This is a genomic window from Serratia sp. PAMC26656, assembly GCF_016469055.2.
GTDB lineage: Bacteria > Pseudomonadota > Gammaproteobacteria > Enterobacterales > Enterobacteriaceae > Serratia > Serratia plymuthica.
This window is the reverse complement of record NZ_CP150486.1, coordinates 5,014,650-5,026,826: the sequence shown is the minus strand read 5'-3', so window position 1 is coordinate 5,026,826 and position 12,177 is coordinate 5,014,650. Positions and strand designations below refer to the sequence as shown.

Genomic DNA, 12,177 nt, shown 5'->3' with positions numbered 1-12,177 from the left:
TGAGATGAAGGATGCAGGGAGGATAACATGAGAATACCGGGCGCAGTATGTCACTGAGCCCGGTTTTTAAACAAATTAACGCAGCAGCAGATAAAGGGTTTCAGTGCCACGCACGATGTTCAGCGCCATGACTGGAGGTTTGGCTGCCAATACTTTGCGCAATGTCGTGATGTCCTCAACGCGCTGGCGGTTGACGCCAATGATCACATCGTCTTTCTGCAGCCCAATCTGCGCTGCCGTAGAGCCTTTATCCACCTTATCGATCTTCACGCCTTTGTCACCGCTGGCAAGGGTGCCGTTGCTGAGGGAAACACCCAGCAGGGCCGGTGAAAGCGTTTCGGCATTGGTGGAGGTGCCCTCACTGTTATCCAGCGTAACGGCAACTTCCTGCGGTTTGCCATCGCGCAGCAGCCCGACCTTAATGGTTTTGCCCGGTGCGGTAGTGCCCACTTTGGCACGCAGTTCTGCGAAGCTGTTGACCGGTTTGCCGTCGACGGAGACCAAGATGTCGCCAGCCTTGATGCCCGCTTTGGCAGCGGCGGATTTCGGCAGTACTTCACTGACGAAAGCGCCGCGCTGGGCGTCAGTATTAAACGCTTTGGCCATATCGGCGGTCATTTCGCTGCCTTTGATGCCTAGCAAGCCGCGTTTCACTTCGCCGAATTCGATCAACTGCTGGCTGAGGTTCTGCGCCATATTGCTCGGAATGGCAAAGCCGATGCCGACGTTGCCGCCGCCCGGCGCCAGAATGGCCGTGTTGATGCCTATTAGCTCGCCGTTGAGATTAACCAGCGCGCCGCCGGAGTTGCCGCGGTTGATGGAGGCGTCCGTCTGGATAAAGTTTTCCAGCCCCTCCAGGTTCAGGCCGCTACGGCCCAGGGCTGAGATAATGCCGGAGGTGGCGGTCTGGCCGAGGCCAAACGGGTTACCGACGGCAACGGCGAAATCGCCGACCCGTAAGGCATCGGAATCCGCCATTTTTATCGCGGTCAGGTTTTTCACGTCACTGAGCTGCAGCAGGGCAATATCGGATTGCTCGTCGCGGCCAACCAGCTTGGCATCCACTTCGCGGCCGTCATTCAGCTGTACGCTGATTTTATCGGCGTTGTTGATGACGTGGTTGTTGGTCAGCACATAGCCTTTGGCAGCGTCGATGATTACGCCGGACCCCAGCCCTTCAAACGGGCGTGAGCTTTGTTGCTGTCCAGGGCCGCCGGGGCCGAAGAAGCGTTTGAATTCCTCCGGAACTTGCTGGCGCTGCACCTGGGTCCCTTCAACATGCACGCTCACCACGGCGGGCAAGACTTTTTCCAGCATCGGTGCCAGGCTCGGCAGCGATTGCCCCTGAACAGCGACGGGCAATGCGGCGCTGGCTGCCGGTACGGAGGTGATCGTGAGGCCAATACTCATTGCCAATGCACTAAGAATTAACGACTTTTTCTTCATTGATAATAACTCTCTCAATACCTGCCGATGAAATAGTGATGATAAAGCAGCAGCAATACCATAGTGAAGGGTAAGACCGTGAATTTGCGTGAAAAGTTCACTCAAGCATTAGCGTTAAGGATAGTTCAGGCGCGAGGAGATAAAGCAGGGCAAGATGAAAACCCGTGGGGCGAGCCCACGGGCAGGGGCGAGGATCAGTCGCGGCGCGGACGTTCGCCACGCAGCAGGCCAGAGGCGCCTTCAGAATAGTCGCGCGGCATTTCTACCGGTGCCTGATCGTTATCGGCTTCGGCTTCGGTCAGGCGATAGCGGAACGGATTTTCCTGCATCGGCAGATCCGGCAGCAGATTGTTGGAGCTTTTCGCCATGTGTTGATACAGCTGGCGATAGTCTCGCGCCATGTTATCCAACAGCTCGGCGCTGCGGGCAAAGTGGCCGACCAGTTCCTGACGATACTCTTCCAGCTCGGTTTTGCTCTTGTCCAACTCGTTCTGCAAAACTTGTTGTTGACGTAATTTACGGTTACCAAAACGCATCGCTACCGCACCAATGGCGATGCCGACGACTAAACCAATCAGCGCATACTCCCAGGTCATGATGACTCCTATTTTGACTTCGTTGTTCCGCAGGGATTTTTCACTTAATAATATCCACTATAACCGTTAACCTTGTCCGAGTGGAATCCTGATAAGCCATAACCTGGCGTTTGCAGGGTTTTTCAGTACGCTGCGACGCGGACATTTGTGGCGATAACGGTGCGAAGCAGCATCAACATGCCGCGAAAATTTGCTAAATAATTTCTACGGGTTCTAAGGGAACATCGAACAGATGCAGGCATTATCACCGTTATCACGCTACCAGCAGGCGCTGGATGCGGGGGAATATCAGGCCGACGAGGTTCAACGCCAGGCGGTTACCCGGCTGGAGGGCATTTATCAGGCATTGCAGCAGACGCCTGCAGCAAGCGTGGCGGCCAATGGCCTGCGCGGCAGGTTAAGCCGTTGGCTGGGCAAGGGCGGTGAAACGGCCAGCCTCCGTCCGGTACAGGGGCTGTACATGTGGGGCGGCGTTGGACGCGGTAAAACCTGGCTGATGGACATGTTCTTCCACAGCCTGCCGGGGGAGCGCAAGCTGCGGCTGCATTTCCACCGTTTTATGTTGCGCGTGCACGAAGAACTGACCGAGCTGCAAGGGCAGGAGAACCCGTTGGAGATGATTGCCGACGGTTTCAAGGCGCAGACCGACGTAGTGTGTTTTGACGAGTTCTTCGTCTCCGACATCACCGACGCGATGCTGCTGGCCACGCTGCTGCAGGCGCTGTTTGCTCGCGGCATCACGCTGGTGGCGACGTCCAATATTCCGCCGGACGATCTGTACCGCAACGGCTTGCAACGTGCGCGCTTCCTGCCGGCGATTGCCCTGATTAACGACTACTGCGATGTGATGAATGTCGATGCCGGCATTGATTACCGTTTGCGCACTCTGACTCAGGCGCATTTGTACCTGACGCCGCTCGACGGTCAAACCCGAGAGACCATGGACCGGATGTTCATCAAGCTGGCGGGGAAGGCTGGAGAGGACGCGCCGGTGCTGCAGGTCAATCACCGGCCACTGCAAGCGATCCGCGCGGTGGATGGGGTATTGGCGGTGGATTTCCATACCCTGTGCGAAGAGCCGCGCAGCCAACTGGACTATATTGCGCTGTCGCGGTTGTATCACAGCGTAATACTGTACAATGTCCAGGTGATGGGGCCGTTGAAGGAGAACACCGCCCGTCGCTTCCTGGCGCTGGTGGACGAATTCTACGAACGCCACGTCAAGTTGGTGATTGCCGCCGAAGCGTCGATGTTCGACATCTACCAAGGGGAGCGGTTGAAGTTTGAGTATCAACGCTGCCTGTCGCGCCTGCAGGAGATGCAAAGCGAAGAGTATCTGAAGCTGCCTCATCTGCCTTGATCGTCCAGGGGGCCTGGCCGTCAGGATCCCCGTTTTCCTCTCGCCGGCGATAAATTGCTTTTCCATTCAAAAAGCGTTCGATCTTTGTGAGCGACTTCTCTATAATCTTGCGACCCCACGTTACAACAAAGTTTTTTTCCCAAAAACTTTATAGTGCCGGCAATGGCTATTCGAAGGGGTAGGTTTGCTGGACTTGTATGGTCGTGTGAGCCTCAACTGTTTTCGAGCGTTTGGGTGTTCACCAACGTGTAACTAATTATTGGGTAAGCTTTCTAATGAAAACTTTTACAGCTAAACCAGAAACCGTAAAACGCGACTGGTTCGTTGTTGATGCGGATGGTAAAACTTTAGGCCGTCTCGCTACTGAACTCGCTCGTCGTTTGCGCGGCAAGCATAAAGCGGAATACACCCCGCACGTTGATACCGGTGACTACATCATCGTTCTGAACGCAGAAAAAGTTGCTGTAACCGGCAAAAAGCGTACAGACAAGGTGTATTACCGCCACACCGGCCACATCGGTGGTATCAAGCAAGCGACCTTTGAAGAGATGATTGCCCGCAATCCTGAGCGCGTGATTGAAATCGCGGTTAAAGGCATGCTGCCAAAGGGTCCGTTGGGTCGTGCAATGTTCCGTAAACTGAAAGTTTACGCGGGCAACGAGCACACTCACGCGGCACAGCAACCGCAAGTTCTTGACATCTAATCGGGATTATAGGCAATGGCTGAAAATCAATACTACGGCACTGGTCGCCGCAAAAGCTCCGCCGCTCGCGTCTTCATCAAGCCGGGCAACGGTAACATCGTAATTAACCAGCGCAGCCTGGAACAGTACTTCGGTCGCGAAACTGCCCGCATGGTAGTTCGTCAGCCGCTGGAACTGGTCGACATGGTTGGCAAATTTGACCTGTACATCACTGTTAAAGGTGGTGGTATTTCTGGTCAAGCTGGTGCTATCCGTCACGGTATCACCCGTGCACTGATGGAATATGACGAGACTCTGCGTGGTGAGCTGCGTAAAGCTGGCTTCGTCACTCGTGATGCTCGTAAAGTTGAACGTAAGAAAGTCGGCCTGCGTAAAGCACGTCGTCGTCCGCAGTTCTCCAAGCGTTAATTTTTACTGCTCCGGCAGTGGAGTTTACGCCAAAAACCCGGTGCTTCACCGGGTTTTTTTATGCCTGAAAATCACCTTATCACGACTAAAATCTGTGGTATATCAGACAATTCAACACGAAATCACCGCACAGTCCCCACAAAACAAGCAAAATCTGGTAAACTATCATCCACTTTTGCGCCTGTTCGCCATGCAGCTGTCGTCAGTCTACCTCCGCGTCCTGTTTTAGACCCAGGGTTTATCTGTGTGCTGCTGGCTAGCGGTCAAGATCATTCAGGATAGCAGCCTGTTAGTTGGCTATTCGCAGTATTTTCTAGATAAACTTGGAGGTTTTCATGGCTGTCGCTGCCAACAAACGTTCGGTAATGACGCTGTTTTCTGGCCCGACCGACATTTTTAGCCATCAAGTACGTATCGTACTGGCGGAGAAAGGTGTCAGCGTCGAGATTGAGCAGGTTGAGTTGGATAACCTGCCGCAGGATTTGATTGACCTCAACCCGTACCAAACGGTGCCTACGCTGGTTGATCGCGAGCTGACCCTGTATGAATCCCGTATCATCATGGAATACCTGGATGAGCGCTTCCCGCACCCGCCACTGATGCCGGTTTACCCGGTAGCTCGTGGTGAAAGCCGCCTGATGATGCTGCGTATCGAGAAAAACTGGTACTCGCTGATGTACAAAATCGAGAAGAGCAACGGCCAGGAAGCAGAATCAGCCCGTCGTCAGCTGCGCGAAGAACTTCTGGCGATTGCTCCGATCTTTGGTCAGACGCCTTACTTCATGAGCGAAGAGTTCAGCTTGGTGGATTGCTACCTGGCACCGCTGTTGTGGCGTTTGCCGCAGTTGGGCATTGAATTGAGCGGTACAGGTTCCAAAGAGCTGAAAGGCTACATGACCCGCGTGTTCGAGCGTGATGCCTTCCTGGCCTCCCTGACCGAAGCCGAGCGCGAAATGCGCCTGCAGACTCGGGGCTAAGCGTCATGGATATGTCTCAGATGACCCCGCGCCGTCCGTATCTGTTGCGGGCGTTCTATGACTGGTTGCTTGATAATCAGCTGACGCCGCATCTGGTGGTGGACGTGACGCGCCCTGACGTGCAGGTGCCGATGGAGTTTGCCCGCGATGGCCAGATCGTACTGAACATTGCGCCACGTGCGGTAGGCAGCCTGGAATTAGGCAACGACGAAGTGCATTTCAATGCGCGTTTCGGTGGTGTGCCACGTCAGGTCTCGGTGCCAATGGCAGCGGTACTGGCGATTTATGCGCGTGAAAATGGCGCTGGCACCATGTTTGAACCGGAAGCCGCCTATGAGGCGGAAGGCACTTTTGAAGGCATGGACAATGAGACGATTCCATCGGAAAGCCTGATGTCGGTGATTGATGGCGATCGCCCGGACATGAGTGATGACCACGAGCTGGACGATGAACCGCCACAGCCGCCGCGCGGTGGCCGCCCGGCGCTGCGCGTGGTGAAATAATCCTGCAGTTACGAACAGCAAAAGGTCGCTCAGGCGACCTTTTTTATTGCCTTGATCCTGCCGAATAATCAAGTCATGCAATCGTTGTATCGGGGTACGAAGGTGGCGGTTGTTGCGTGTGCGCAAAAACAAAGGGCCCGGTATTGTGAACCGGGCCCCTGAAGCGTGAAGCAGAAGGGATATTACACTTCCAGGTAGCTCATGATGCCATCGGCAGCTTTACGCCCTTCGGCAATCGCCGTGACTACCAAGTCTGAACCGCGCACCGCATCGCCACCGGCGAAGATTTTCGGGTTGCTGGTCTGGAAGGCATTATCGGTGCCTTCCGGGGCCACAATGCGGCCCTGCTTGTCGAGTTCAACGTCATGTGCCGCCAGCCAATCCATCTTGTGCGGACGGAAACCAAACGCCATCACTACGGCGTCGGCATCGATCACGTGCTCGGACCCCGGCACTTGCTCAGCAACCTGACGGCCATTGGCATCCGGCTCACCCAACTGAGTGCGAACCATTTTCACACCGGCGACGCGGCCGGCGCTGTTCAGTTCGATGCTCAGCGGCTGCAGATTGAATTTGAATTCAACCCCTTCCTCACGCGCATTTTTCACTTCGCGTTTGGAACCCGGCATGTTGGCCTCATCACGACGGTAGGCGCAGATAACCTGAGTTGCGCCCTGACGGATGGAAGTACGCACGCAGTCCATCGCGGTGTCGCCACCGCCCAGAACCACCACGCGCTTGCCTTCCATGCTGACATACGGCTCGTGTGGCTCGGCTTCATAGCCCATCAGCTGCTTGGTGTTGGCGATCAGGAACGGCAGTGCGTCGTAGACGCCCGGCGCTTCCTCGTTCTCCAGCCCGCCGCGCATCGACTGATAGGTGCCGACGCCAAGGAACACTGCGTCGAACTCGTTCAGCAGTGCATCCATGGTGATGTCTTTGCCCACTTCGGTATTCAGCTGGAACTCAATGCCCATTTCGCTGAAGATGCCGCGGCGTTTCACCATCACTTCTTTTTCCAGCTTGAAGGCCGGAATACCGAAGGTCAGCAGCCCGCCGATCTCCGGATGACGATCGTAAACCACCGCTTTCACGCCGTTACGGGTCAGCACATCGGCACAGGCCAGGCCGGCTGGACCGGCGCCAATCACCGCCACACGCTTGCCGGTAGGTTGCACGTGGGACATGTCCGGCTTCCAGCCCATTTCGATCGCTTTATCGCTGATATAGCGTTCGATGTTACCGATGGTCACAGCACCAAACTCATCGTTCAGGGTACAGGAACCTTCGCACAGGCGATCCTGCGGGCAGACGCGACCACACACTTCCGGCAGGCTATTGGTCTGGTGCGCCAGATCCGCAGCCTCCATGATGCGACCTTCGTTCGCCAGCTTCAGCCAGTTCGGGATGTAGTTGTGAACCGGGCATTTCCATTCGCAATAAGGGTTGCCGCAGGAAAGACAACGGTCCGCCTGCGCTTTCGCCTGAGTTTCCGAAAACGGCTCGTAAATCTCTACAAACTCAATTTTACGGATCTTCAGCGGTTTTTTTGGCGGATCAACGCGCTGCAGGTCGATAAATTGATAAACATTCTGACTCATTAATGACCTCTTACTGCGCCTGAACCCGCAGCTCGGCTGCGGAACGACTACGGTGACCCAACAATGCTTTGACATCACTGGACTTCGGCTTAACCAGAGCGAACTTCGGTGCCCATTCCGGCCAGTTAGCCAGAATCTCTTCCCCGCGCGCAGAACCGGTCGCTTGCACGTGTTCGGTAATCAAACCGCGCAGGTGCTCCTCATGAATGGCCAGCTGCTCGACATCCAAGACTTCCACCAGCTCCGGGTTAACGCGTTTGCGGAACTCGCCATCTTCATCCAGCACGTAAGCGAAGCCGCCGGTCATACCCGCGCCAAAGTTGATGCCGGTTTTACCCAGCACGCAGACGATGCCGCCGGTCATGTATTCACAACCGTTATCACCAATGCCTTCAACTACGGTGATAGCGCCGGAGTTACGCACCGCGAAGCGCTCGCCCGCACGGCCTGCAGCGAACAGTTTACCGCCGGTGGCACCGTACAGACAGGTGTTGCCGATAATGCTCGCTTCATGGCTGCGGAACGCAGAACCAATCGGTGGGCGTACGGCGATACGGCCGCCGGCCATGCCTTTGCCGACATAGTCGTTGGCGTCGCCGGTCAGGGTCAGCTCAACGCCGCCTGCATTCCATACGCCGAAGCTCTGGCCAGCGGTGCCTGAGAAATAGGCCTTGATCGGATCTGCTGCCATGCCCTGATCGCCATGTACGGTGGCAATAGCGCCGGACAGGGTGGCACCTACTGAACGGTCGGTGTTACGGATATCGAAGTAGAAGGTCTTGCTGTGCTTCGCTTCGATATGCGGCTCTGCCTGCGCCAGCAGATCTTTGTTCATCAACCCTTTATCGAACGGCGGGTTGCTGCTTTCGGTGCAGTACAGCGCCTTGCCTGGATGCGGCGTTGCGGTTTTCAGCAGCGGCGACAGATCCAGTTTGTTCTGTTTGGCGGAGATGCCGTCCAGCTCGGTCAGGAACTCAGTGCGGCCAATCAGATCAACCAATTGGCTGACACCCAGCTGCGCCATGATCTCGCGGGTTTCACGCGCGATAAACTGGAAGTAGTTGGTTACGCGTTCCGGCAGGCCGTGATAGTGATCGCGGCGCAGTTTTTCATCCTGAGTCGCCACGCCGGTTGCGCAGTTGTTCAGGTGACAGATACGCAGGTATTTACAACCCAGCGCCACCATCGGTCCGGTGCCGAAGCCGAAGCTTTCTGCGCCGAGGATCGCCGCTTTGACGATATCCACGCCGGTTTTCAGGCCGCCATCCACCTGCAGGCGGATTTTGTGGCGCAGGCCGTTAGCCACCAGCGCCTGCTGAGTTTCCACCAGGCCCAGTTCCCACGGGCAGCCGGCGTATTTCACCGACGACAGTGGGCTGGCACCGGTACCGCCATCGTAGCCTGCGATGGTGATCAGATCGGCATAGGCTTTCGCCACGCCGGTAGCGATGGTGCCGACGCCCGGTTCGGAAACCAGTTTCACCGAGATCATCGCCTTCGGGTTGACCTGTTTCAGGTCGAAGATCAGTTGCGCCAGATCTTCGATCGAGTAGATGTCATGGTGCGGCGGTGGAGAAATCAGGGTTACGCCCGGCACCGAATAACGCAGTTTGGCGATATAAGGCGTCACTTTATCGCCAGGCAACTGGCCGCCTTCGCCCGGTTTTGCCCCTTGCGCCACTTTAATTTGGATCACGTCGGCATTCACCAGGTAGGCCGGCGTCACGCCGAAACGACCGGATGCCACCTGCTTGATGCGTGAAACCTTGTTGGTGCCGTAACGTGCAGGGTCTTCGCCGCCTTCCCCGGAGTTGGAGAAACCGCCTAGGCTGTTCATGGCGATTGCCAACGATTCGTGGGCCTCCGGGCTCAATGCACCGATAGACATTGCCGCAGTGTCGAAGCGTTTGAACAGCGATTCTGCCGGTTCAACCTGGTCGACCGGGATCGGCGTACCCTGCGGCGTAATGGCCAGCAGATCACGCAGCATGGCGACCGGGCGTTCATTCACCAGTTTGGCGTAAGCCTGATAGTCGCTGTATTTGCCGCTGTGTACCGCAGTTTGCAAGGTGCTCACCACGTCAGGGTTGTACGCATGGTACTCGCCGCCGTGAACGAACTTCAGCAGGCCGCCCTGTTCCAGCGGTTTGCGTTTCAGCCATGCGCGCTTGGACAGGTTCTGCAAATCCTGCTGGAAGTCGCTGAAGCTGGCGCCGCCGATGCGGCTGACTACGCCCTGGAAGCAGAGATCGGACAGGTCACGATGCAGACCGACCGCTTCAAACAGTTTGGCGCAACGGTAAGAGGCGATAGTCGAGATGCCCATTTTGGACATGATCTTGTACAGGCCTTTATTGATGCCGTTGCGGTAGTTCAGCATCACGTCGCGGTATTTCTTGTCGATCGCCTGAGTATCCACCAGTTTGGCCAGCGTTTCGTAGGCCAGGTACGGGTAGACCGCGGTCGCGCCGAAGCCCAACAGCACGGCGAAGTGGTGCGGATCGCGGGCGCTGGCGGTTTCAACGATAATGTTGGCATCGCAACGCAGGTTTTTCTCTACCAAACGGGTCTGGATCGCGCCTACTGCCATCGGCGCAGGCACCGGCAGACGGTTGGCGGCGATGGCGCGATCTGACAGCACCAGCAGCACGGCGCCGTCGCGAACTTTACGTTCCGCTTCGTCGCACAGGGCGCGGATGGTTTGCTCCAGATCCTGCACTGCAGGATCGAAGGTCAGATCGAGCGTGTCAGCGCGATAATATTCGCCTTCCAGCGTGGTGAGCTGTTTAAAGTCGGAGTACAGCAGGATCGGCGATTTGAAGCTCAGGCGGTGCGCCTGGCCTTCGGCCTCGCAGAACACGTTCATTTCGCGGCCGATACTGGTCGCCAGCGACATCACATGCGCTTCGCGCAGCGGGTCGATAGGCGGGTTGGTCACCTGCGCGAACTGCTGGCGGAAATAGTCATACACGATGCGCGGACGGCTGGAGAGCACGGCGAACGGGGTATCGTCACCCATCGATCCGGTAGCTTCCTGGCCGATCTCGCCCAGCACGCGGATCACCTGATCCAGCTCTTCGCTGCTGTAGCCGAACTGTTTCTGGTAAGTCTCGAGCTGCGAGTCATCGAGTTCACGGCTGCCAACCTGATCTTCAGGCAGATCTTCGAACGGCACCAGACGCTTGACGTTCTTTTCCATCCACTCTTTATACGGGTGGCGGCTTTTCAGGTCGTCGTCGGTTTCGGCGGAGTGCAGGATCTTGCCGCTGCGGGTGTCGATCACCATCAGCTCGCCAGGGCCAACTCGGCCTTTTTCCACCACTTCATCCGGCTGGTAATCCCAGATGCCGACTTCGGAGGCGCAGGTGATCAGTTTGTCTTTGGTAATTACATAACGCGCCGGGCGCAGACCGTTACGGTCCAGGTTACAGGCGGCGTAGCGGCCATCGGACATCACGATGCCAGCAGGGCCGTCCCACGGCTCCATGTGCATCGAGTTGAAGTCGAAGAAGGCACGCAGATCGGTGTCCATGTCCGGGTTGTTCTGCCAGGCCGGCGGCACCAGCAAACGCATGGCGCGGATCAGGTCCATGCCACCTGCCAGCAGCAGCTCCAACATGTTGTCCAGCGAGCTGGAGTCGGAGCCGGTTTCGTTAACGAAGGGGGCGGCGGTTTGCAAATCCGGGATCAGCGGCGTCTGGAATTTATAAGTACGGGCGCGCGCCCATTGGCGGTTGCCGGTGATGGTGTTGATCTCACCGTTGTGCGCCAGATAACGGAACGGCTGCGCCAGCGGCCAGCGTGGCACGGTGTTGGTGGAGAAACGCTGGTGGAACAGGCAGATGGCCGATTCCAGACGCAGGTCCGCCAGATCGAGATAGAAACGCGGCAGATCCGCAGGCATGCACAAGCCTTTATAGATCGTGACCAGATTCGAGAAGCTGCAGACATAGAAGCTGTCGTCCTGAACGCGCTTTTCGATACGGCGACGCGCCACAAACAGGCGGCGTTCCATATCGCGCGGGCGCCAACCCGCAGGGGCGTTAACGAAGATCTGTTCAATGCGCGGCAGGGAAGAGAGGGCGATCTCACCCAAAACGTCCGGATTGGTCGGCACTTCACGCCAGCCGACGACCGACAGCGTTTCATTTTGCAGCTCTTCTTCCACAATGCGGCGGCTGGCACGGGCTTCCTCTTCGTTCTGGCTGAGAAACATCATGCCAACGGCGTAGTTCTTGGCTAAACGCCAGCCGCGCTCTTCTCCAACCATGCGGAAAAAGCGATCGGGCTTTTGCAATAACAGGCCGCAACCGTCGCCAGTCTTGCCGTCAGCAAGGATTGCGCCACGGTGCTGCATTCGGGCCAGCGCGTGAATAGCAGTTCGCACCACCTTGTGGCTAGGTTCGCCTTCTATGTGGGCGATTAGGCCGAAACCACAGTTGTCCCTCTCAAGGGATTTATCGTACAACATATCAGTGAACCTCCCCAGGCTCTGCGTGACTCTTACAACCAACTGCGAGGGGGCTTCCCAACGTCAGGCGGAAGTCCAATCAGCAAGGTTAATATCGCCGATCTGCTTTTC

At 56.7% G+C, this 12,177-nt stretch carries 9 protein-coding genes; 5 read left to right on the top strand and 4 right to left on the bottom strand.

Going from position 1 to position 12,177, the window contains the following annotated elements:
- Window positions 1–75: 75 nt before the first annotated feature.
- Both degQ and zapG read right to left on the bottom strand, forming a co-directional pair.
- Complete coding sequence (degQ, locus tag JEM67_RS24515; protein WP_199635718.1) at window positions 76–1,446, bottom strand: serine endoprotease DegQ; 1,371 nt, start codon at window positions 1,444–1,446, stop codon at window positions 76–78.
- Between the two features lie 194 nt (window positions 1,447–1,640).
- The gene (gene zapG, locus JEM67_RS24510; RefSeq protein ID WP_006317094.1) at window positions 1,641–2,042 is read right to left on the bottom strand and encodes a Z-ring associated protein ZapG; all 402 of its coding nucleotides are present in this window, start codon (window positions 2,040–2,042) and stop codon (window positions 1,641–1,643) included.
- Window positions 2,043–2,274: 232 nt separating this feature from the next.
- Between zapG and zapE the strand changes: the two genes are divergently transcribed.
- From zapE to sspB, 5 genes are all read left to right on the top strand, one after another.
- Entirely contained in the window at window positions 2,275–3,402 is a 1,128-nt protein-coding gene (gene zapE, locus JEM67_RS24505; RefSeq protein ID WP_199635719.1) for a cell division protein ZapE, read from the top strand.
- A 275-nt stretch (window positions 3,403–3,677) separates the two neighbouring features.
- Complete coding sequence (gene rplM, locus JEM67_RS24500; protein WP_006317092.1) at window positions 3,678–4,106, top strand: 50S ribosomal protein L13; 429 nt, start codon at window positions 3,678–3,680, stop codon at window positions 4,104–4,106.
- 15 nt (window positions 4,107–4,121) lie between these two features.
- Entirely contained in the window at window positions 4,122–4,514 is a 393-nt protein-coding gene (gene rpsI, locus JEM67_RS24495) for a 30S ribosomal protein S9 (protein WP_004948488.1), read from the top strand.
- A gap of 335 nt (window positions 4,515–4,849) precedes the next feature.
- Complete coding sequence (gene sspA, locus JEM67_RS24490; protein ID WP_004948486.1) at window positions 4,850–5,491, top strand: stringent starvation protein SspA; 642 nt, start codon at window positions 4,850–4,852, stop codon at window positions 5,489–5,491.
- A gap of 5 nt (window positions 5,492–5,496) precedes the next feature.
- Window positions 5,497–5,994 carry a ClpXP protease specificity-enhancing factor gene (gene sspB, locus JEM67_RS24485; protein ID WP_199635720.1) on the top strand — a complete coding sequence of 166 codons (498 nt, stop codon included), beginning with the start codon at window positions 5,497–5,499 and terminating at the stop codon, window positions 5,992–5,994.
- Between the two features lie 182 nt (window positions 5,995–6,176).
- Here the strand turns inward: sspB and JEM67_RS24480 are convergent, their stop codons facing one another.
- Both JEM67_RS24480 and gltB read right to left on the bottom strand, forming a co-directional pair.
- Window positions 6,177–7,595 (bottom strand): glutamate synthase small subunit, encoded by a 1,419-nt coding sequence (locus tag JEM67_RS24480; RefSeq protein WP_004948480.1) that lies wholly within the window; start codon window positions 7,593–7,595, stop codon window positions 6,177–6,179.
- Window positions 7,596–7,605: 10 nt separating this feature from the next.
- A complete protein-coding gene (gene gltB, locus JEM67_RS24475) occupies window positions 7,606–12,066 on the bottom strand; it encodes a glutamate synthase large subunit (RefSeq protein ID WP_013814670.1) in 4,461 nt (1,486 codons plus the stop codon).
- Window positions 12,067–12,177: the final 111 nt, after the last annotated feature.